The sequence below is a fragment of the Streptomyces sp. NPDC031418 genome, assembly GCF_055581605.1.
This window is the reverse complement of sequence record NZ_JBVIJC010000008.1, coordinates 324,536-345,053: the sequence shown is the minus strand read 5'-3', so window position 1 is coordinate 345,053 and position 20,518 is coordinate 324,536. Positions and strand designations below refer to the sequence as shown.

At 73.2% G+C, this 20,518-nt stretch carries 15 protein-coding genes; 10 read left to right on the top strand and 5 right to left on the bottom strand.

Going from position 1 to position 20,518, the window contains the following annotated elements; all coding sequences use genetic code 11:
• The first annotated feature begins 30 nt into the window (after positions 1-30).
• The 4 genes from ACZ5CZ_RS14340 to ACZ5CZ_RS14325 all read left to right on the top strand — a co-directional run bounded on the left by ACZ5CZ_RS14340 (position 31) and on the right by ACZ5CZ_RS14325 (position 7,475).
• Complete coding sequence (locus ACZ5CZ_RS14340) at positions 31-978, top strand: carbohydrate kinase family protein (protein ID WP_468942618.1); 948 nt, start codon at positions 31-33, stop codon at positions 976-978.
• The gene (metH, locus tag ACZ5CZ_RS14335; protein WP_468942616.1) at positions 975-4,475 is read left to right on the top strand and encodes a methionine synthase; all 3,501 of its coding nucleotides are present in this window, start codon (positions 975-977) and stop codon (positions 4,473-4,475) included. The genes ACZ5CZ_RS14340 and metH overlap by 4 nt, the downstream gene beginning before the upstream one ends.
• Before the next feature lie 70 nt (positions 4,476-4,545).
• Positions 4,546-5,970: an adenosylhomocysteinase gene (gene ahcY / locus ACZ5CZ_RS14330; protein ID WP_468942613.1), complete on the top strand. Its 1,425-nt coding sequence runs from the start codon at positions 4,546-4,548 to the stop codon at positions 5,968-5,970.
• An 11-nt stretch (positions 5,971-5,981) separates the two neighbouring features.
• Positions 5,982-7,475: a peptide MFS transporter gene (locus ACZ5CZ_RS14325; protein ID WP_385842162.1), complete on the top strand. Its 1,494-nt coding sequence runs from the start codon at positions 5,982-5,984 to the stop codon at positions 7,473-7,475.
• An 87-nt stretch (positions 7,476-7,562) separates the two neighbouring features.
• Here ACZ5CZ_RS14325 and ACZ5CZ_RS14320 read toward each other — a convergent pair whose 3' ends face one another.
• Entirely contained in the window at positions 7,563-9,233 is a 1,671-nt protein-coding gene (locus ACZ5CZ_RS14320; RefSeq protein ID WP_468942611.1) for a M48 family metalloprotease, read from the bottom strand.
• Positions 9,234-9,494: 261 nt separating this feature from the next.
• Between ACZ5CZ_RS14320 and ACZ5CZ_RS14315 the strand changes: the two genes are divergently transcribed.
• Positions 9,495-10,388 carry a glycosyltransferase family 2 protein gene (locus ACZ5CZ_RS14315; RefSeq protein ID WP_468942608.1) on the top strand — a complete coding sequence of 298 codons (894 nt, stop codon included), beginning with the start codon at positions 9,495-9,497 and terminating at the stop codon, positions 10,386-10,388.
• Between the two features lie 414 nt (positions 10,389-10,802).
• The gene (locus ACZ5CZ_RS14310) at positions 10,803-13,994 is read left to right on the top strand and encodes an AfsR/SARP family transcriptional regulator (protein WP_468942605.1); all 3,192 of its coding nucleotides are present in this window, start codon (positions 10,803-10,805) and stop codon (positions 13,992-13,994) included.
• Between the two features lie 72 nt (positions 13,995-14,066).
• Here ACZ5CZ_RS14310 and ACZ5CZ_RS14305 read toward each other — a convergent pair whose 3' ends face one another.
• Both ACZ5CZ_RS14305 and ACZ5CZ_RS14300 read right to left on the bottom strand, forming a co-directional pair.
• Positions 14,067-15,752 carry a bifunctional 3'-5' exonuclease/DNA polymerase gene (locus tag ACZ5CZ_RS14305; RefSeq protein ID WP_468942602.1) on the bottom strand — a complete coding sequence of 562 codons (1,686 nt, stop codon included), beginning with the start codon at positions 15,750-15,752 and terminating at the stop codon, positions 14,067-14,069.
• A gap of 99 nt (positions 15,753-15,851) precedes the next feature.
• Positions 15,852-16,613 (bottom strand): Clp protease N-terminal domain-containing protein, encoded by a 762-nt coding sequence (locus ACZ5CZ_RS14300; protein ID WP_468942600.1) that lies wholly within the window; start codon positions 16,611-16,613, stop codon positions 15,852-15,854.
• Positions 16,614-16,796: 183 nt separating this feature from the next.
• Here ACZ5CZ_RS14300 and ACZ5CZ_RS14295 point away from each other — a divergent pair, with 183 nt between their 5' ends.
• Positions 16,797-17,912: a DUF2786 domain-containing protein gene (locus tag ACZ5CZ_RS14295; protein ID WP_468942598.1), complete on the top strand. Its 1,116-nt coding sequence runs from the start codon at positions 16,797-16,799 to the stop codon at positions 17,910-17,912.
• 57 nt (positions 17,913-17,969) lie between these two features.
• Here the strand turns inward: ACZ5CZ_RS14295 and ACZ5CZ_RS14290 are convergent, their stop codons facing one another.
• The gene (locus ACZ5CZ_RS14290; RefSeq protein WP_468942595.1) at positions 17,970-18,485 is read right to left on the bottom strand and encodes a DUF4232 domain-containing protein; all 516 of its coding nucleotides are present in this window, start codon (positions 18,483-18,485) and stop codon (positions 17,970-17,972) included.
• A 125-nt stretch (positions 18,486-18,610) separates the two neighbouring features.
• Positions 18,611-19,114 carry a hypothetical protein gene (locus ACZ5CZ_RS14285; protein ID WP_468942592.1) on the bottom strand — a complete coding sequence of 168 codons (504 nt, stop codon included), beginning with the start codon at positions 19,112-19,114 and terminating at the stop codon, positions 18,611-18,613.
• 175 nt (positions 19,115-19,289) lie between these two features.
• Between ACZ5CZ_RS14285 and ACZ5CZ_RS14280 the strand changes: the two genes are divergently transcribed.
• From ACZ5CZ_RS14280 to ACZ5CZ_RS14270, 3 genes are read left to right on the top strand one after another with little or no spacing between them, the layout of a single operon-like run.
• Positions 19,290-19,664, top strand: coding sequence for a VOC family protein (locus tag ACZ5CZ_RS14280; protein ID WP_385842152.1), 375 nt, complete (start codon positions 19,290-19,292; stop codon positions 19,662-19,664).
• A 7-nt stretch (positions 19,665-19,671) separates the two neighbouring features.
• Positions 19,672-20,028 carry an ArsR/SmtB family transcription factor gene (locus ACZ5CZ_RS14275; RefSeq protein ID WP_385842151.1) on the top strand — a complete coding sequence of 119 codons (357 nt, stop codon included), beginning with the start codon at positions 19,672-19,674 and terminating at the stop codon, positions 20,026-20,028.
• Positions 20,025-20,504 carry an SRPBCC family protein gene (locus tag ACZ5CZ_RS14270; RefSeq protein ID WP_468942587.1) on the top strand — a complete coding sequence of 160 codons (480 nt, stop codon included), beginning with the start codon at positions 20,025-20,027 and terminating at the stop codon, positions 20,502-20,504. Before ACZ5CZ_RS14275 ends, ACZ5CZ_RS14270 begins: the two co-directional genes overlap by 4 nt.
• Positions 20,505-20,518 lie beyond the last annotated feature (14 nt).

Sequence of the window (20,518 nt, the reverse complement as noted above, 5' to 3'; positions counted from 1 at the left end):
ATGTCGCCGTTGCCCCAAGGAGGCACCGCCGTGCACATCGCCGTCACCGGTTCGATCGCCACCGACCATCTGATGGTCTTTCCCGGGCGCTTCGCGGACCAGCTGATCGAGAGCAGCCTGGACAAGGTGTCCCTGTCGTTCCTCGCCGACGAACTGGAGGTCCGCCGCGGCGGGGTGGCGGCCAACATCGCCTTCGGCCTCGGCCGGCTGGGCCTGCGCCCGGTCCTGGTCGGCGCCGCCGGCCGCGACTTCGGCGAGTACCGGGACTGGCTGGAGGCGGCCGGAGTCGACACCGGGTCCGTCCTGATCAGCCGCACCCGGCACACGGCCCGGTTCGTCTGCACCACCGACGCCGACCAGAACCAGATCGCCACCTTCTACGCCGGGGCGATGACCGAGGCCCGCGAGCTGCGGCTCGCCGCCGTCACCGACCGCGTCGGCCGGCTCGACCTGGTCGTCATCGCCCCCGACGACCCCGAGGCGATGCTGCGTCACACCGACGAGTGCCGCACCCTCGGGCTGCCCTTCGCCGCCGATCCCTCCCAGCAACTCGCCCGCCTCGACGGGCCGCAGATCCGGCGCCTGCTCACCGGCGCCGAGTTCCTCTTCACCAACGAGTACGAGGCCGAACTGCTCAAACACCGCACCGGCTGGACCGAGGCCCAGGTCCTCGGCCAGGTCGGCACCTGGCTCACCACCCGGGGCGCCGACGGCGTCGTCATCGCCCGCGCCGGCACCGAGCCCGTCGTCGTACCCGCCGTGGCCACCGACCGCGTGGTCGACCCCACCGGCGTCGGTGACGCCTTCCGCGCGGGGTTCCTCGCCGGACACAGCCGCGGCTGGCCGACGGAGCGCGCCGCCCGGCTGGGCTGCGCCCTCGCCACGGAGGTCCTGGGGACCGTCGGCACCCAGGAGTACCGGGTGAGCGCCGCGGAGCTGATCGGCCGGATCGCCCCCAGCCCGGTGGGTGCCCCATGAGCCCCCTCAGCCAGGCGCAGCGCGCCGACGCGCTGCGCGAGGCCCTCGCCACCCGGGTGGTCGTCGCCGACGGCGCGATGGGCACCATGCTCCAGGCCGCCAACCCGACGCCGGACGACTTCCAGCAGCTGGAGGGGTGCAACGAGATCCTCAACGTCACCCGTCCCGACCTCGTCCGCGCCGTCCACCAGGAGTACTTCGCGGCCGGCGTCGACTGCGTCGAGACCAACACCTTCGGCGCCAACCACGCGGCGCTCGGCGAGTACGACATCGCCGACCGGATCTTCGAGCTGTCCGCGGCCGGCGCCGCCGTGGCCCGCGAGGCCGCCGACGCCCACCAGGACGGCCGGGTCCGCTGGGTGCTCGGCTCCATCGGACCGGGCACCAAGCTGCCGACCCTCGGCCACGTGCCGTACGCGACCCTGCGCGACGGCTACCAGCGCAACGCGGCGGGCCTGATCGCCGGCGGCGCCGACGCGCTGCTCGTGGAGACCAGCCAGGACCTGCTCCAGACCAAGGCCGCGGTGCTCGGCTGCAAGCGCGCCCTCGCCGAGGCCGGGCTCGACCTGCCGGTCTTCGCGCAGGTGACCGTGGAGACCACCGGCACCATGCTGCTCGGCTCGGAGATCGGCGCGGCGCTCACCGCGCTGGAGCCGCTCGGTATCGACCTGATCGGCCTCAACTGCGCCACCGGCCCGGCCGAGATGGGCGAGCACCTGCGCCATCTGGCCCGGCACGCCCGGGTCGGCCTGTCGTGCATGCCGAACGCGGGCCTGCCCGTGCTCGGCAAGGACGGCGCCCACTACCCCCTCGGACCCGACGAACTCGCCGACGCCCACGACGCGTTCACAAAGGAGTACGGCATCTCGCTCGTCGGCGGCTGCTGCGGCACCACCCCCGAGCACCTGCGCGCCGTCGTCCGGCGGGTGCGGGGGCGCGCCGTCTCCCCGCGCCGGCCCCGCCCCGAGCCGGCCGCCTCTTCGCTCTACCAGCCGGTGCCGTTCCGCCAGGACACCTCCTATCTGGCGATCGGCGAGCGCACCAACGCCAACGGGTCCAAGAAGTTCCGCGAGGCCATGCTGGCCGGCGACTGGGAGAAGTGCGTGGAGATCGCCCGGGAACAGATCCGGGACGGCTCTCACCTGCTCGACCTCTGCGTGGACTACGTCGGCCGTGACGGCGTGGCGGACATGCGGGAGATCGCCGGGCGGCTGGCCACCGCGTCCACGCTGCCGGTCGTACTGGACTCCACCGAACCGGAGGTGCTGCGCGCGGGCCTCGAGATGCTGGGCGGCCGGGCCGTGCTGAACTCGGTGAACTACGAGGACGGCGACGGCCCGGACACCCGGTTCGGGCGCATCGCCGCACTCGCCCGCGAACACGGCGCCGGCCTCATCGCGCTCACGATCGACGAGGAGGGGCAGGCCCGCACCGCGGAGAAGAAGACGGCGATCGCCGAGCGGCTCATCGCGCAGCTCACCACCGAGTACGGCATCGAGGAGTCCTCGATCCTGGTGGACTGCCTGACCTTCACCCTGGCCACCGGGCAGGAGGAGTCCCGCCGCGACGGCATCGAGACCATCGAGGCCATCCGCACGCTCAAACGCCGTCATCCCGAGGTGCAGACCACCCTCGGCCTGTCCAACATCTCCTTCGGCCTGAACCCGGCGGCCCGGCAGGTCCTGAACTCGGTGTTCCTGGACGAGTGCGTGCGGGCCGGCCTGGACTCCGCGATCGTGCACGCCTCCAAGATCCTCCCCGTCGCCCGCATCCCGGAGGACCAGCGCGAGGCCGCGCTCGACCTGATCCACGACCGCCGCAGGGAGGGGTACGACCCGCTGCAACGGCTGCTGGAGCTGTTCGAGGGGGTCTCCGCGTCCTCCGCGGCCGCGTCCAAGGCCGAGGAACTGGCGGCGCTGCCGCTCGGGGAACGCCTGGAACGGCGCATCATCGACGGCGAGCGCGGCGGGCTGGAAGCCGACCTGGACGCGGCGCTGGCCGAGCGGCCGGCGCTGGAGATCATCAACGACACGCTGCTGTCCGGGATGAAGACCGTCGGCGAGCTGTTCGGCTCCGGCCGGATGCAGCTGCCGTTCGTGCTCCAGTCCGCCGAGGTGATGAAGACCGCGGTCGCGTACCTGGAGCCGTACATGGAGAAGACGGCCGACGGCGGGAACGCGGCGGGCAAGGGCACGATCGTGCTGGCCACCGTCAAGGGCGACGTCCACGACATCGGCAAGAACCTCGTGGACATCATCCTGTCCAACAACGGCTACGACGTGGTCAACCTCGGTATCAAGCAGTCCGTGTCGGCCATTCTGGACGCTGCCGAGGAGCACGACGCGGACGTGATCGGCATGTCCGGCCTGCTGGTGAAGTCCACGGTGATCATGAAGGAGAACCTGGAGGAGCTGAACCGGCGCGGGCTCGCCGCCCGCTTCCCGGTCATCCTCGGCGGGGCCGCCCTCACCCGCGCCTACGTGGAGCAGGACCTGCACGAGATCTACGACGGCGAGGTCCGCTACGCCCGCGACGCCTTCGAGGGCCTGAAGCTGATGGACGCCCTCGTCGCCGTCAAGCGCGGCGTCCCGGGCGCGGCCCTGCCCGAACTGCGGCAGCGGCGTCACGCACGGGCCCGGGTCGCCCAGCCGGAGGAGCCCGGTCGCGGACACGTCCGCTCCGATGTGGCGATGGACAACCGGGTGCCGGTACCGCCGTTCTGGGGCGACCGGATCGTCCGAGGCGTCCCGCTCACCGACTACGCCGCATGGCTGGACGAGGACGCGCTGTTCAAGGGCCAGTGGGGGCTGAAGGCCTCGCGCGCCGGGACGGGCCCCTCGTACGAGGAGCTGGTCGAGACCGAGGGCCGGCCGCGGCTGCGGATGTGGCTGGACCGGTTGCAGACCTCGGGCTGGCTGGAGCCGGGCATCGTCTACGGCTACTACCCGGTCCACTCCAAGGGCGACGAGCTGATCCTCCTGGACGAGGACGGCTCCGAACGCACCCGCTTCGTCTTCCCCCGCCAGCGCCAGGGCCGGCGGCTGTGCCTGGCCGACTTCTTCCGCCCGGAGGAGTCCGGCGAACAGGACGTGATCGGCCTCCAGATCGTCACCATGGGCAACCGGGTCTCCCAGGCCGCGGGCGAGCTCTTCGAGGCCGGCTCCTACCGCGACTACCTCGAACTGCACGGTCTGTCCGTCCAGTTGACGGAGGCCCTGACCGAGTTCTGGCACGCCCGGGTGCGCCGTGAACTCGGCTTCGGCGACGAGGACCCCGAGGACATCCGCGACATGTTCGCCCTCAGGTACCGCGGCGCCCGCTTCTCCCTCGGCTACGGCGCCTGCCCCGACCTCGAGGACCGGGCCAAGATCACCGGACTGCTCCGCCCCGAGCGGATCGGCGTCGCCCTCTCCGAGGAGTTCCAGCTGCACCCCGAACAGTCCACCGACGCCTTCGTCGTCCACCACCCCGAGGCCACGTACTTCAACGCGAGGTGAGCCGTGGCGCCCTGACCGCCGCGTGACCCCCGCCCCGAGCCCCGCCCGACCCGATCCCCAGGAGTGCCGGATGCCGTCCGCCTTTACCGACTTCAAGGTCGCCGACCTCTCCCTGGCCGAGTTCGGCCGCAAGGAGATCACCCTCGCCGAGCACGAGATGCCCGGCCTGATGGCGATCCGCAAGGAATACGCCGAGGCGCAGCCCCTGGCCGGTGCCCGTATCACCGGCTCGCTGCACATGACCGTGCAGACCGCCGTCCTCATCGAGACGCTCGTCGCCCTGGGCGCCGAGGTCCGCTGGGCGTCCTGCAACATCTTCTCCACCCAGGACCACGCGGCCGCGGCCATCGCGGTCGGCCCGAACGGCACCCCGGACAACCCGCAGGGCGTGCCGGTCTTCGCCTGGAAGGGCGAGACCCTCCAGGAGTACTGGTGGTGCACCGAGCAGGCCCTCACCTGGCCCGGCCACGCCGGTCCGAACATGCTCCTGGACGACGGCGGCGACGCCACCCTCCTCGTCCACAAGGGCGTCGACCGTCAGAAGACCGGTGCGCTGCCCACCGCCGACAACGAGGAACTGGCCGCGGTGCGCGCGCTGCTGGAGGCCAGCACCCTGGACTGGACCGCCCTGGCCTCCGAGATCCGTGGTGTCACGGAGGAGACCACCACGGGTGTGCACCGGCTGTACGAGATGCAGCGTGACGGTGTGCTGCTGTTCCCGGCGATCAACGTCAACGATGCCGTGACGAAGTCGAAGTTCGACAACAAGTACGGCTGCCGGCACTCCCTGGTGGACGGGATCAACCGTGCCACCGATGTGCTGATCGGCGGCAAGACGGCTGTCGTGTGCGGTTACGGCGATGTCGGCAAGGGGTGTGCGGAGTCGCTGCGGGGTCAGGGTGCCCGGGTGATCATCACGGAGATCGACCCGATCTGCGCGCTTCAGGCGGCGATGGACGGCTACCAGGTGACCACGCTGGACGAGGTCGTGGAGAGCGCGGACATCTTCATCACCACGACCGGCAACAAGGACATCATCCTGGCCTCGGACATGGCGAGGATGAAGCACCAGGCGATCGTGGGCAACATCGGTCACTTCGACAACGAGATCGACATGGCCGGTCTGGCGAAGATCCCGGGGATCGTCAAGGACGAGGTGAAGCCGCAGGTCCACACCTGGACGTTCCCCGACGGCAAGGTGATCATCGTACTGTCCGAGGGGCGTCTGCTGAACCTGGGCAACGCCACCGGCCACCCGTCCTTCGTGATGTCGAACTCCTTCGCGGACCAGACGCTGGCCCAGATCGAGCTGTTCACCAAGCCCGACGCGTACCCGACCGGTGTGTACGTGCTGCCCAAGCACCTCGACGAGAAGGTCGCCCGCCTCCACCTCGACGCCCTCGGCGTGAAGCTGACCAAGCTGCGCCCGGAGCAGGCCGCCTACATCGGCGTCGACGTCGACGGCCCGTACAAGACCGACCACTACCGCTACTGACGGAGCGCGCCATGACATCGTCCGCAACGGTCCGGCCCGCGGTCGGACCGTCCGGGACCCCCACGCCCACCCTGCTGGGCAGACCCCGCTGGTTCGTCACCCTGTTCGCCACGGACATGTGGGAGCGGTTCAGCTTCTACGGGATGTTGGCCATCCTCTTCCTGTTCGCCTCGGCCCCGGCGGCCGAAGGCGGCCTCGGGCTGTCGAACTCCGACGCCGGCATGCTCTTCGGCGTCTACACGGCCGCCATCTTCCTCGCCTCCCTGCCCGGCGGCTGGCTCGGCGACCGCGTCTTCGGCAGCTACCGGGCGACCCTGTACGGCGCCGTGGTCATCGCCGCCGGACACCTGCTGATGGCACTGCCGACGGTGCCGACGGTCTACGTCGGGCTGCTCCTCATCGCCGTCGGCACCGGCCTGCTCAAGCCCAACATGGCAGGCCTGCTCAGCGCCTTCTACCCGCGCGAGGCGGCCGCCGAGCGGGACGCGGGCTTCGCCGTCTTCTACACCTCCATCCAGATCAGCGGCCTGATCGCGCCCCTGGTCGTCGGCGGCGTCGGCGAGGGCCTCAACTGGCACGCGGGGTTCGGCGTCGCGGCGGTCGGCATGGGGCTCGGGGTCTGGCAGTACGTCCGCGGCTCGGCCTCCTTCGGCGAGGTCGGCCGCGCGGCCACCCGCCCGCTCCCGCCGGCCGAGCGCCGCCGCGTCCTCCGCCTCTCCACGGCCGCGATCGCCGTACCGGCCGCGCTCCTCACCGCGGACGCGCTGGCCGGCACCTTCACCCTCCGGCACGTCCTCGCCCTGGTCGCGGTCCTCAGCCTCGCCGTGCCCGTCGGCTGCTTCTGGACCCTCCTGCGCCACCGGGACATCTCCGCACCCGAACGGACCCGCCTGCGCGCCTACATCGCGCTCTTCCTCGCCTCCGCCCTGTTCTGGGCCCTGCACGTCCAAGGGGGCTCGCTGCTCAGCCTGTTCGCCCGGGACGCCACCGACCGCGACATCCTCGGCCTGCGCCTCCCGGCCAGCTGGTTCCAGTCGGCCACCCCGTTGGCGATCCTGCTGTGCGCGCCCTTCTTCGCGTGGCTCTGGCTGCGTCTCGGCGCGCGCATCAGCGCCAGCGCGAAGTTCGCGCTCGGCATGTTCGCCATGGGCGCCTCCATGCTCCTGATGGCCCTGGCCGCCTGGCACGCCCACTCCGCCGGCCGGGTCTCCCCCCTGTGGCTCATCGGTACGTACCTCCTCACCGGCGCCGCCGAGGCGGCCCTCGCCCCGGTGGGCATGAGCGTCGCCACAGCCATCGCGCCGGCGCCCTTCCTCAGCCAGGTGGTCGGTGTCTTCTGGCTCTCCGCGGCCCTGGGCGCGGGGCTCGGCGGCAACGCGATGAAGCTCGCGGGGACGTCGACCCCGGGAGCCGGACTGTTTCTGGTGCTGGGCGGGGTGGCCGTGGCAGCCGGGGTGGCGCTGCTTCTCGGGGCTCGGTCTCTGGCACGGAGGTTGGGGGTCTGACAGCGCTCCGGTCGGATGCGACGCGGGACAGCCGGGGCAGCCGGGATGTTGCCCCGCTGCCCCGGCTGTCCGGTCTCCCACCTGGTCTCAGTTCTTGCGGCGCCGCGCGACGACGAACAGCGTGCCGCCCGTGACCAGTGCGACGGCGGCCGCCGCGGCCGCGTACCAGGGCAGCGCGCCGGTGCCGGTGTCGGCCATGGAGCCCTGAGCGGTGCCGCCCGCGGCCGCGGTGCCGGAACCGGTCGTGCCGGAGCCGGTCGTGGCGGAGCCGGAGGTGCCGCCGGAGGCCGCGGTGCCGCCGGAGGCGGAGCTGCCGCCGGTGGTGGAGCTGCCACCGGAGGAGGAAGCGGAGCCGTGGCCCTTGGTGCCGTCGGCGGTCACCTTGATCGGCGCGGTGTTGTTCTTGGTGTTGCTGTCCGGGGACGACATCGTCACCTTGATCGAGCCGGGGGCGAGGTCGGCCGGCCTGTCGATGCGCAGGCCGAAGACGAACGGGGTGACCTGGCCGGCGTCGAAGTACCAGTCGTGCACGTCCTGGAAGCAGCTGTAGTGCCGGGCGCCGGGCTTGCCCTGCTTCCAGTCGTCGTCCGAGCGGCAGAGCTGCGGAACCTTCACCGCCGTCGTACCGCGCGGGACCGTCACGTGCGTCACGGAGGACGGGCCGTCGGCGGGGCCGTCGCTGCGGTCGTACTGGTCGATGGAGGCGGGCCCGTTGTTCCGGACGCCCAGCTTCGCCTGCACCACCTGGCCGGCCTTGCCGTGCACGGTGGCGCCCAGCGCCTGGAGGTCGAAGGAGTTCTCCACGATGACCCTGCCGGTCCCGTTGTCCATGTCGAACGTCCCGGGGCCGCCGGCCCGCGCCACCAGACGCATCGCGCGGCCGGTGCCGCGGTGGACGCCGGTCAGCTTCTGGTTCTTGTACAGGTAGCCGTCGGTCGTCTCGTACACGCCCACGTTCCAGATCTCGTCCGCCGCGGTGCTGCCCACCTTGAGCGCGAGTTCGTCGAGGTCGTAGGAGCCGCCCGCGGTGACCGGGGTCTCGATGTAGCAGCGGATCCCCGTGTCGCGGTTGGCGAAGTGGCCGTACTCGCAGTTGCTGAACTCCTCGGGGACGGAGAGTCCCTGGGTGAGCTGGATGCCGACGTAGACGCCCTTCAGGGGCCGGCGGCTGTAGTGGGTGAAGCCGATCGAGGGGTGCAGCGTCTTGCCGGGCTTCGACCAGGTGCTGGAGGGGCTGCTCCGGTCGAGGAGCGGACCCGCGTCCGCCACGCCGGCCTGGAACGTCGCATCGCCGAGTGACGTGCTCCCCGCCGCACCGGAGGCCCGGACCTCGCCCGTGAAACCGGGCTGGGAGGTCGCGAGCGTCTTGAAATGCAGGCCGCGGCTCAGGCTCTCGCCCGGCTGGAGCGGCCTGTTCCCGTTCAGCTTCTCGCCGTCGCAGACGAAGACCAGATCCTGCTTCTCGACGCAGGGCGAGTCGACCGACAGGGTCAGCTGTCCCTTGAGGGCCGTGGCGTCGAACGTCAGGGTGAAGTCCGTCAGCGGCTGCGCGCCGGTGTTGCGGACGTTGATGAAGTCGTAGGCGGGGTCGTCGTACGGCTTCACCTGGAGCGGCTTGCCGTACTGGGAGTCGGTGAACTCCAGTGTCTGCGCGGTCTCCGTGGCCTGGCCGACGGAGGGCGCGCCCAGGGTCAGCAGGCCCGCCGCGAGGGCGGTGGCGCCGGCCCGGAGGGCGTTGCGGGGCAGAGGTCTCGGCACGGTGCTCCTTCGGCAGGTCCGCGATCACAGGTGATCCGATCGCCCACTCAGATCACCAACTCCGGGCAAAGGTTGTACGAACGCGATGGGTGGCCCGGCAGGGGCCCCGCCCTTCCCGTTGCCTCGGGCGAAGCATCGCAAAAGAGGTGCAAAGTGGATCGGTGCCGGGGCAACCGCCGTAGCCGAGGCAACATCTTGGTGAACGACGGGCACCGCGCGGTCAGGGCGGGGTGCCGTCGTCGGCCGGATGGGATGAGGGACGTGGTGGAGCCGAGGATCGCCGTCGCCGTGGTGACCATGGGCAACCGGCCCGCCGAGGTGGACGCCCTGCTGGAGTCCGTGGCGAAGCAGGACCTCGCCCCGGCCCGCATCGTGATCGTCGGCAACGGCTGCCGGCTGCCCGAGTTCGCCCGCCGCCTCTCCCTGCCCGGCGAGGTCACCGCCATCGACGTGGACGAGAACCTCGGCTGTCCCGGCGGGCGCAATGTCGCCCTCGCCCGGCTGCGGGAGTACGGCGACGTCGACGTCGTCGTGGAACTGGACGACGACGGACTGCTCGTCGACGCCGATGTCCTGCGCCGCGTCCGTGACCTGTACGCCGCCGACCCCCGCCTCGGCATCGTCGGCTTCCGCATCGCCGACGAGCACGGCGAGACCCAGCAGCGGCATGTGCCGAGGGTCGGCAGGTCGGACCCGATGCGCGGCGGGTACGTCACCGGGTTCCTCGGCGGCGGGCACGCGCTGCGCATGTCGATGCTGGCCGAGACCGGGGACTGGCCCGCCGAGTTCTTCTTCGCGCACGAGGAGACCGACCTCGCGTGGCGCGCCGCCGACGCCGGCTGGAAGATCCTGTACGCCCCCGAGCTGCTGCTCCAGCACCCCAAGACCTCGCCGGCCCGGCACGCCATCTACTACCGGGTCAACGCCCGCAACCGGGTCTGGCTCGCCCGGCGCCGGCTGCCACTGCCGCTCGTCCCGGTGCACCTCGGGGTGTGGACGCTGCTCACGCTCGCCCGCACCCGGTCGGCGGCGGGGCTGAAGGCGTGGTTCGCGGGGTTCCTGGAGGGGCTGCGGGAGCCGGCCGGTGAGCGGCGGCCGATGCGCTGGCGGACGGTGTGGCGGCTGAGCCGGCTGGGGCGTCCACCGGTGATCTGACCGGGGGCCTCTTGGGGTCAGGGCAGGGAAGCGGGACGGGGCCCCGGTCGTTCACCTCCGCCGACCGGGGCCCTGCACATCCCCGGACCAGGCCTGCGGCGACACTCCCCCGAGTTACGCGACATACGCGCGCGCCGTAGCGCCGGGTCCGATGCGATGATCAGATCAGGGTTCGCCAACGGATCGCTAACATGTGGCCAACGGTTCGTCGGCGGGTCGCGGACCGGCCGGCCGGAAGTCGCCGACGGCAGTGGAGACGGGTCGCCGGACCGGCGGTTCCGGGACGGGCCGGCAGGCGGAAGGTGGCGGGAAACCGTTGTGGACAAGGCGGATCCCCGTCAGGGAACGGCGGGCACGCGCCCGCCGCGGAGCGCGGTCAGGGACGACCGGGCGGGAAGGCAGTGGAGCGGCGTGATGCGGCGGCGGTGCACGCTCCGGTTCGGACTGCTGGGGCCGCCGGTCCTGTACGACGTACGGCCGTACGGCGAGTCGTCCGAGGAGCCGTCCGAGGAGTCGCACAGGGACGCGCAGGAGGGCTCTTACGAAGACGCTCACGGCGGGTCGTACGAGGCGTCACCCCACAGCGCCGACGAGCCCATCCGGTCCATCGGCAGCCCCAAGGTGCGGGCCCTGCTCGCGGCCCTGCTGCTGGAGCCGGGCCGGGTCGTGTCGGTCGACTCCCTGAAGGACGCCCTGTGGGGCGGGGCGCCCCCCGTCTCCGCGCAGGCCTCCCTGCACAACCACGTCGCCCGGCTGCGCCGGCTGCTGGACGACCCCGAGCGGCTGCGGGCCGTACCGCCCGGCTATCTGCTCCGCGTCGATCACGGCGAGCTGGACATCCACGTCTTCGACGCCCGGGTCGCCGAGGCCCGCGCCGCGCACGGCCGCCGCGACTGGCCCGGTGTCGTACGCGCCTGCGTGGCCGCGCTCGGGCTGTGGCGCGGCACCCCGCTCAGCGGGCTCCCCACCGACCTCGGCGGCTATGCCCTCGTACAGCGCCTGGAAGAGGCCCGGCTGCTCCTGCTGGAGTGGCGCTACGAGGCCGAACTCGCCCTCGGCGGCGCCCGGCTGGCGGCGCTCGTCCCGGAGCTGGCGGCGCTCGTCACCGAGCATCCGCTGCGCGAGGCGTACCACCGCCAGCTGATGCTCGCCCTGCACCGCACCGGACGCCAGGCCGAGGCGCTCGCCGTCCACCGCGACCTGCGCACCCGCCTGGTCGAGGAACTCGGCATCGAGCCCGGCCCGGCCGTCCGCGACGCCCATGTGGAGGTGCTGCGGGGCGAGGAGGCCGCGTCGGCCGGGGAGCCGCGGCACCCGGAGGAGCACCCCGCCGACCAGCGGCGCCCGGCTGCCGAGGCGCAGGAGACGGACGCTCCCGCCGGAGCCTCGGTGCCCGTCGGCGAAGCGGCGCCGCCGTCCGCCGCCCCCGCGCAGGCGGCCGCCCGGCAGACCCCGCGGCCCGCCCAGCTCCCCGCCCCGCCGGCGCACTTCACCGGCCGGGTCGAGGTGAGCCGCCGGCTGTGCCACGCGCTGACCGAGCCGCCCGCCCCGGCACCCGCCGTCGCGGTGATCAGCGGGATGGCGGGCGTCGGCAAGAGCGCCCTCGCCCTGCATGTCGCCCACGCCCTGCGGGAGCGCTTCCCCGACGGCCAGCTCTACGTCAACCTGCACGGCGCCACTCCCGGCATGACCCCGCTCAGCCCGGTCCAGGCGCTGGCCGCGCTGCTGCGGGACCTCGGCGCCGAGCCCCGGAACATCCCCGAACACCCCGACGCGGCGGCCGCCCTGCTCCGCTCCCTGCTCGCCCCGGCGCGCATCCTGCTGGTGCTGGACGACGCGGCGAACGCGGCCCAGGTACGGCCCCTGCTGCCGGCCGGGCCGGGCTGTGCGGTGATCGTCACCAGCCGCTCCCCGCTGACCGCCCTCGACGGCGCCCGGCGCTTCCCGCTCTCCCCGCTGACCGGCGAGGACAGCGCGGCCCTGCTGCGCGCGGTGAGCGGACGCGAGGGGCTGGACGCCGGGCACGCCCTGGTCGAGCTGACCGGCCGGCTGCCGCTGGCGCTGCGCGTCGTCGCCGCCCGGCTCGCCGCCCGCCGCGCGCTCACCCCGGAGGTGCTGGCGGGCCAACTGGCCGCGACCGGCGGCCGGCTGCACCACCTGGAGTACGACGACCTGAGCGTCCGGCGCTCCCTGGCCGTGGCCCATGACGCGCTCGCCGCCGCCGGGCGCGAGGCCGACCACGACGCCGCACGGGCGCTGCGCCGCATCGGCGCGCTCGATCTGCCGACCTACGGCGCCCCGCTGATCGCCCGGCTCACCGGCACCGACGAGCGCCGCGCCGAGGCCGCCCTGGACCGCCTGGTCGACGTGGCCCTCCTGGAGGAGACGGCGTACGGCCGTTACACCCCGCACGACCTGGTCCGCGACTTCGCCCGCGAACTGGCGGAGACGACCGCGGCAACGCCCCCGGAGACCGCTCCCGACCTCGCCGCCCTGCGCTGGTACGCCGCCGTCGCCGAACGGGTGCTGAGGGCCGTCGTGGAGCCGGGACTCGATCTGGAGGACCGGCGGCGGCCGACCTCCGCGCAGCCGCCGGAGCACGCCGCGGACGTGGCCGGGGTGCCGCCCTTCGAGTCCGCCGAGGACGCCTTCGCCTGGGGCGAGGGGGAGCTGGAGAACGTCGTCGCCCTGGTGGAGCGGAACGCGGACACCGACGACCCGCGCCGGGCCGCGCATCTCTCGGCGCTGGCGCGGCTGCTCTTCCCCTATGTGCAGCGCGGCGGCCGGGTCGCCGAGATGGAGGTGCTCGGGCAGGCCGCGCTCGGCACGGCGCGCCGGCTCGGGGACCCGGCGGCCGAGGCCTACGCCCTCGGTGACCTCGCCGGCCTGTACTTCCTGACCGGGCGGCAGAACGACGCCCTCACCCTTACCGACCAGTCCCTGGACATCTGGCGGCGGCTCGGCCGGGCCTCCAGGATCCGGCGCTGTCTGAACAACCGGGGGCTGCTGCTGGAGGGCCTCGGACGCTTCGAGGAGTCCGGGGAGGCGCTGCGGCAGAGCCTCGCCTACTCGCGGCAGCTCAACGACCCGTACGGCGAGGCCGTCACCCACAGCCACCTCGGCAACCTCTACGAGCACACCGACCCGCGCGCCGCCATCGAGCAGCACCGGCGCTCGCTGGCGATCGGGGACGAGATCGGCGCGGTCATCGTGCAGCACTCGGCGCACTGCAACATCGGGTACGCCCATCTCACCCTCGGGGAACCCGCCGCCGCGGCGCGGCACTTCGAGGAGAGTCTGCGCATCCTCGGCGGCCACGGCGACTGGCACGGCGAGTCCCAGACCCGGCTCGGCCTGGTCCGCGCGCTGCGGGGGCTGGGGGAGACCGAGCGGGCGGCCGACGAGTGCGCGGAGCTGCTGCACCGGGCGGACGCCCGCGCCGACCGCTACATGGGCGGCCTGGCCCGCCACCAGCACGGGCTGCTGCTGAGCGAGCAGGGGCGGCGGGCGGAGGCGGACGACGCCTGGCGCGGGGCGCTCACGGCGCTGGTCGGCACGGACGCGCAGGCGGTGGTGGCGGAGCTGTGCGAACTCCTGGACCACTGAGGCCTCCTGGACCACTGAGGCCTCCTGGAGCACTGGGGACTGCTGGAGCACTGAAGTCACCCCCGTGGCCTCTCACTTGGCGTCCGCATAGCACTCCACCACCGCTGTGGTGAACGGAAACCGCACCGGTGTCTCGCCGAAGGTCAGCCGGCCGGCGAGGTCGGCGGCGTCGCTGATGGCCCGGACGACGGTCTCGGCCTCCTCGGCGGGGCAGTGCACGATCACCTCGTCGTGTTGGAAGAACACCAGCTCGGCCGCCATGTCCCGCAGGGTCCGGCGCAGCGCGGCGAGCAGCAGCAGGGCCCAGTCGGCGGCGCTGCCCTGGACGACGAAGTTGCGGGTGAAGCGGCCCCGCGCGCGGGAGCTGGAGGAGCTCTGGCCGGTCGACCAGGGCGGGGCCCCGGTGTCGTCGTCGCCGACCGGGATGCCCGCCTCCTCCGCCGTGTCCTCGCCGGACCCGGCCGCGGGCGGGCAGGTCCGGCCCAGCCAGGTGCGGACCAGCCGGCCCTCCTCGCCCGCGCGGGCGGCCTCGTCGACATAGGCGACCGCCTTCGGGAAGCGGCGGCGCAGCGCGGCGAGGTTCTTCAGGCCGTCGCCGGACGTCTGGCCGTAGACCGCGCCGAGGACGGCGATCTTGGCCTGGTCGCGGTCGCCGGAGAAGGCGCGCTCGGAGACGGACTGGTAGAGGTCGCTCGCGCGGCCGGCGACCTCCATCAGCCCGGGGTCGCGGGAGATCGCGGCCAGCACCCGCGGCTCCATCTGGTCGGCGTCGGCCACCACCAGCCGCCAGCCGGGGTCGGCGACCACGGCGCGGCGGATCACCTTCGGGATCTGGAGACCGCCCCCGCCGTTGGTCACCCAGCGCCCGGTGACCGTGCCGCCGGCCAGGAACTCGGGACGGAAACGGCCGTCGCGCACCCAGTCCTGAAGCCAGGACCAGCCGTGCGCCACCCAGATGCGGTACAGCTTCTTGTACTCCAGCAGCGGTGCCACGGCCGGGTGGTCCACGGACTGGATCTCCCAGCGGCGGGTGGACCCGACCTTGATCCCGGCCTGGGCGAAGGCCTTGATCACGTCGGCGGGCAGATCGGGCCGGACCCGGCGGCCGAAGGCGGCGGAGACCTGGTCCGCCAGTTCGGCGAGGCGCCGCGGCTCGCCGCCGCCCGGATACCGCTCGCCGAGCAGCCGGTGCAGCAGCTCGCGGTGGACCTCGGCGCTCCAGGGCAGGCCCGCGTGGTTCATCTCGGCGGCCACCAGCATCCCGGCGGACTCGGCGGCGGTCAGCAGCCGCATCCGGTCGGGCTGGGCGGTCCGGTCGTGCCGCCGCTGCTGGTCGGCGTAGACCGCGAGCAGGTCGGTCAGCGGCAGCCGGCTGCCGGCCGGCTCGAACAGCGGGGACTGGGCGCCCGGTTCGGCCGCGCGCTGCGGCGGGTCGGGCGGTACGGGGCCGCCGCGGAGGCGGGCCAGGGCGGCGGCGGCCGAGCGTGGCTCGCCGTGCCGCCCCTCGTGGCCCAGCAGGAGGGTCTCGGCGTCCTCGATGTCGTAGCACCGCTCCACTCGCACCCCCGTGGCGAGCAGACGCGGGTAGACCTCGGGGGTCGACCGCCACACCCAGCGCGTGACCTCCGGGCGGCTCCGCACCGCCGCGGCGAGATCGCTCTCCCGCCGCACCGGCCCGGCGGGCAGCCCGTCCGGGCCGAGGGGGGCGAGCTCCACGCCACCGTCCTCGGCCGGTGCGAGAGCCCACCGGTCGGTCATGACTGCGAGTGTGGCAGGCGGCTCTGACAATCGCCCTGACCTGCGGGTTTCCCGCTCTGCGGGTCAGGATCCGGTGCCATCGGCGGGGGGCTCGGCGGGTCAGGAACCGGTGCCGTCGGCCGGGGGCTCGGCCTCGACCTTCTGGGACTCCCGGAGCATCGCCAGCACCCTGCCGACGTACTCCTCGGTCGCGGGCTTGGTGATGCCGAGGCCGCTGAGCACGCCCTGGCCGTTCTCGTGCTCCAGGAGCGCCAGCAGGATGTGCTCGGTGCCGATGTAGTTGTGGCCGAGCCGGAGCGCCTCGCGGAAGGTGAGTTCCAGGACCTTCTTGGCCTCGGGGCCGTAGGGGATCAGGTCGGGGACCTCGTCCGCGGCCGGCGGCAGCGCGGCGGTCGCCGCCTGCCGTACGGCGTCCAGCGATACGCCCTGTGCGGTGACCGCCTTCCCGGCCAGGCCGTCCGGCTCGCTCAGCAGGCCGAGGACCAGGTGCTCGGGGCGGCCCTCGGGGTTGCGGGCGGCCACCGCCTCGTTGTGCGCGGCCATGACCACGTTCGCCGCGCGCGGGGTGTACCGGCTGAACCCCTGGCTGGGGTCGAGGTCGACGGACTCCTTCGGCACGAACCGCTTCTGCGCCGCCTGCCGGGTCACGCCCATGCTCTTGCCGATCTCGGTCCAGGACGCGCCCGAGCGGCGGGCCTGGTCGACGAAGTGGCCGATCAGGTGGTCGGCCACGTCGCCGAGGTGATCGGCGGCGATCACCGCGTCCTGGAGCTGTTCGAGGGGTTCGGCGTGGACCTTCTTGATGGCCTCGATGAGGTCGTCGAGGCGTACGGATGCCGTGATGTTCGGATGGGTCGCCATGTGTCAACCGTAGGTTGCACCCCCCGGGATGTCAACCAATGGTTGACAGTCGGTTTCGCGCCTGAGTGCCGCACTCGGACAATGGGACGCCGCCGCCGGGGCCGCTCCTTGTGCGCCCGCCGCTGTCCACAGGCTGTGGACAGCGCTACGGCGCTGTCGGCGGCCCGTGGCACGATCGACAGCGTGACCAGCTCCGCCGCCACCGTCGAGCGCGCCTTCCGCGCCGCCCTCTACGACGACACCGACACCGGCCTCGACACCGGTGCCTCCCTGCTCGCCGCCGACCCCGCCGCCGATGCCGAACTCGACCGGCGCGGCGAGGAGTTCGTCGCCACGGCCTGGCAGCGCGGCTGGCAGCCCGCCGACGTCGTACGGCTGGTGCGCCGCGAGCTGGACGACCCGCATGTGCGGCTGGCCGCCGCGCTGATCCGGGCGCAGTCCGGCCGGGACCGGCCGCGCGGCCACCGCTGGGCCGGACAGCTGGCGGCCCTGCCCGGGGACCCGGCGCGCCCGGGCGACCGCTTCGCGCACGCCACGGCGGTCCTGGAGCTGTACCGCCTGCTGCTCCGCCTGCCCGCGCTGGAGCCCCTGGAGGAGGAGCGCCCCCGCCCGCACGCCACGGCCCCGGCGGCCTCCCGCATGCTCGCCCGGATCCGCGCCCTGCTCGCCAAGGCCGAGGCGACCGGGTATCCGGAGGAGGCGGAGGCGCTCAGCGCCAAGGCCCAGGAGCTGATGGCCCGGCACAGCATCGACGAGGCGCTGCTCGCCGCCGAGGCGCCCGCCCCGGACGCCCCCGGCGCCTGCCGGATCGGCGTCGAGCCGCCGTACGAACAGGCCAAGGCGGTCCTGCTGGACGCCGTGGCGACGGCCAACCACTGCCGCGCGGTGTGGAACGAACCGTTCGGTTTCTCCACGGTCGTCGGCTTCGAGGCGGACCTCGAGGCGGTCGAGCTGCTCTACACCTCCCTGCTGGTGCAGGCCACGCACGCGATGACCAAGGCGGAGGCCGCCCAGCGCGCCGGCGGGCGCAAGCGGACCAAGACCTTCAGGCAGTCGTTCCTCGCGGCCTACGCCCACCGCGTGGGCGACCGGCTCGCTGCCGCGGCCGAGACCCAGGTCACCCAGGACCTGCTGCCGGTGCTGGCCACCCGCGCGATAGCCGTGACCGGCCGCCTGGAGCGCATGTTCCCGGAGACCACCACGACCCGGCTGCGCGGGGTGAGCGACGCCGCGGGCTGGGCGGAGGGCGCACGGGCGGCGGACCAGGCCCAGGTCAGAGCCCGCCGCCGGCTCGAATGAGGCGCACGAAGGGCCCCCGGCGCCCGGGCACGGAGGGCCCCCGGCGCCCGCCGGGGGTCAGTCGCCGACCTGCTGGAAGGCGCTGACGGAGGCGTTCGGGTGGCTCCGGCCGCCCTGGCCGGCGACCGGACCGTACTTCCAGGGGAAGCTCTGCACGGTGTCGGAGCCCGGCAGGGAGACCTTCATCGCCGTGGCCGCGAGGCTGCCCGGGTCGCCCTCCTTGCCGCGCACATAGGTGATCGTGAAGGTCGCGGAGTCGCCCTTGGCGAGCTTCAGCTTCTGCGCCTTCGCGCCCTTCTGGGCGGACAGCTTCGCGGAGACGCCCTGCTGCTCCAGGGTGACGCCGGGGAAGTGGTCCAGGGTGCAGGGCGCGCTCTGGTTGGTGATGCTCACCGGGATCTCACCCGTGTCACCCGCGCTGGGGGCCACGCTCGCCGCTCCCACCTGGACGGAGACGGTGCCGATCGCGCAGGCCGAGCTGTTCTTGCTCCCGCTCGTGCCACCGCCGCCGTTGCAGGCGGTCAGCAGGACGGCGGCGGCGAGAACGGAGACGGTGAGCGGCATGGCGCGCATGAGGCAGGTCCCATCGAGGTCGTGACGGTGCCCTTGCATCATGGCGCCTGCGCCCGGCCCCCGTGCGCGCGCCCCTGCCGAATCACCGCTTCAGGTGGTTTGCCGGGGCCGCGGCGGCGGAGCTGTCAGCCCTTCAGCCGGGCCGGCGGCGCGGTCGGCAGCTTGCCGCCCTCCGCCTTGGTGTACGTCTCCTGGCCGGCCTTGCCCGACCAGGTCACCTTCATCGCCGTACCGCTCACCGAGTCGACCATGCCGGTGACCCGCTCCTTGTCGCCGTCGGGGCAGGTCAGATGGATCATCTGCATCCCCGACTCCTCGCCCGCCGTGCCCTGGCACCAGCTCTTCTGGCCGGTCACGAAGAGCCCGGCCTTCCGGTCGCTGATCACCAGGGCCACGATCGTGCCGCCGTTCGTGGTGATCCAGCTGCCCTGGAGCTTGCCGGAGGCGCCGGTCACCGAGCCGGAGGCCGAGGTGCCGGTGGGGGACGCGGTGGCGCTCGGCGTGGCCGGGGAGCCGCTCGTCGAGCCGCCGCCCCCGCACCCGGTCAGCGCGGCCAGCGCACCCACCAGACCTGCGGCGACGGCCGCGGTCCGCGCCCGGGCGGCCGCGGAAGCAGTGTCAGAACCCACCGGAAGCTCCCAAGCTGTCGTGCGGAATGTCGTCGGCCGGACGGCCCGCAGCAAGCTATCGCACCGCACCGGGAGGGCTCGCGTACACCGGGCAGGAATCCGATGTGAGGCAGAAAACAGGTAGGTATTTCCCTACGCTTGACTGGTAGGTGAATGCCTACCTATCGTCGCCGGTATGACCATCACGCACGCCTCCTTCGTCACTCTTCCCGTCGCCGACCAGGACCGCGCCCTGGCCTTCTATCGGGACGTCCTCGGCTTCGAGGTGACCGCCGACCTGCACCTGCCGCAGGGGCGCTGGCTCCAGGTCGCGCCCGCGGGGGCGCAGACCGTCTTCACGCTCGCCGGGCCCGGGATGGGGGATTTCGAGCCCGGTTCGGCGCGGGGGATCATGTTGGCGACGACCGATGTCGACACCGACTGCGCGCGGCTCGCCGCGGCGGGCACCGAGGTGCGGGGCCCGGACGAGCTCCCCTGGGGCCGGATGGCCTCCTTCCGGGACCCGGACGGCAACGGTCTGATGCTGCTGACGGAGAAGGAAGGCCGCTGACCACGCCATGAGCACCGGGACCGGGACGGGCACCACCGCGGAGGACCGCGTCTTCGCCGCGCTCGCCAACGCCACCCGCCGTGAGGTGCTGCGGCTGCTGCGCGAGCGCGGTCCGCAGCCCGTCCAGGCCCTGGCCGACCACTTCGACATGCGCCGACCGAGCCTGTCGGAACACCTCAAGGTGCTCCGGGAGGCCGGCCTCGTCGCCGAGCAGCGCTCCGGCCGGCAGCGCATCTACCGCCTGCGGGCCGCCCCGCTCGCCGAGGTGCAGGACTGGCTCCATCCGTACGAGCGGTTCTGGCGCGCACAGCTGAAGGGCCTCGGCGATCTGCTCGACCGGATGCCCGACGATCACCCCTCATGAGCACCGAACCCGACGCCACCGCACCCGACGACGATCTGACGACCCTCCGCGTCGACCAGTTCTTCCCGCACCCGCCCGCCAAGGTCTGGCGCGCCCTGACCGACCCGGAGCTGCTCGCCCGGTGGCAGATGCCCGGCGCCGAGGACTTCCGGCTGGAGGTGGGGCACCGGTACCGGATGACCTCCGTCCCGCGTCCCCGCACGGCGTTCTCGGGCGTCGTAGAGGCGCAGGTCCTGGCCTACGACACCGAGCGGATGCTGTGCGTCCGGTGGACGGATGCCGATCCCGCCAATCCCGCCGACTGGACGATCACCTGGACCCTGGAACAGGAAGGGCGCGGTACGCGTCTCTTCCTTGTGCACGAGGGGTTCGATCCGGACGACCCGGCGCAGCTACTGGCCCGCACCATCATGGGTGGCGGCTGGCGCGGGCGTGTCCTGCCCGCTCTGGGGCAGGTGCTGGAGCGGCTCCGGTGAGGATGCCGGTCCGG

Excerpts from the sequence above, each read along its gene's own strand:
- metH (WP_468942616.1), top strand. The coding sequence starts at position 975 with ATGAGCCCCCTCAGCCAGGCGCAGCGCGCCGACGCGCTGCGCGAGGCC.
- ahcY (WP_468942613.1), top strand. The coding sequence starts at position 4,546 with ATGCCGTCCGCCTTTACCGACTTCAAGGTCGCCGACCTCTCCCTGGCC.
- ACZ5CZ_RS14325 (WP_385842162.1), top strand. The coding sequence starts at position 5,982 with ATGACATCGTCCGCAACGGTCCGGCCCGCGGTCGGACCGTCCGGGACC.
- ACZ5CZ_RS14310 (WP_468942605.1), top strand. The coding sequence starts at position 10,803 with ATGCGGCGGCGGTGCACGCTCCGGTTCGGACTGCTGGGGCCGCCGGTC.
- ACZ5CZ_RS14305 (WP_468942602.1), bottom strand. The coding sequence starts at position 15,752 with ATGACCGACCGGTGGGCTCTCGCACCGGCCGAGGACGGTGGCGTGGAG.
- ACZ5CZ_RS14300 (WP_468942600.1), bottom strand. The coding sequence starts at position 16,613 with ATGGCGACCCATCCGAACATCACGGCATCCGTACGCCTCGACGACCTC.
- ACZ5CZ_RS14290 (WP_468942595.1), bottom strand. The coding sequence starts at position 18,485 with ATGCGCGCCATGCCGCTCACCGTCTCCGTTCTCGCCGCCGCCGTCCTG.
- ACZ5CZ_RS14280 (WP_385842152.1), top strand. The coding sequence starts at position 19,290 with ATGACCATCACGCACGCCTCCTTCGTCACTCTTCCCGTCGCCGACCAG.
- ACZ5CZ_RS14275 (WP_385842151.1), top strand. The coding sequence starts at position 19,672 with ATGAGCACCGGGACCGGGACGGGCACCACCGCGGAGGACCGCGTCTTC.
- ACZ5CZ_RS14270 (WP_468942587.1), top strand. The coding sequence starts at position 20,025 with ATGAGCACCGAACCCGACGCCACCGCACCCGACGACGATCTGACGACC.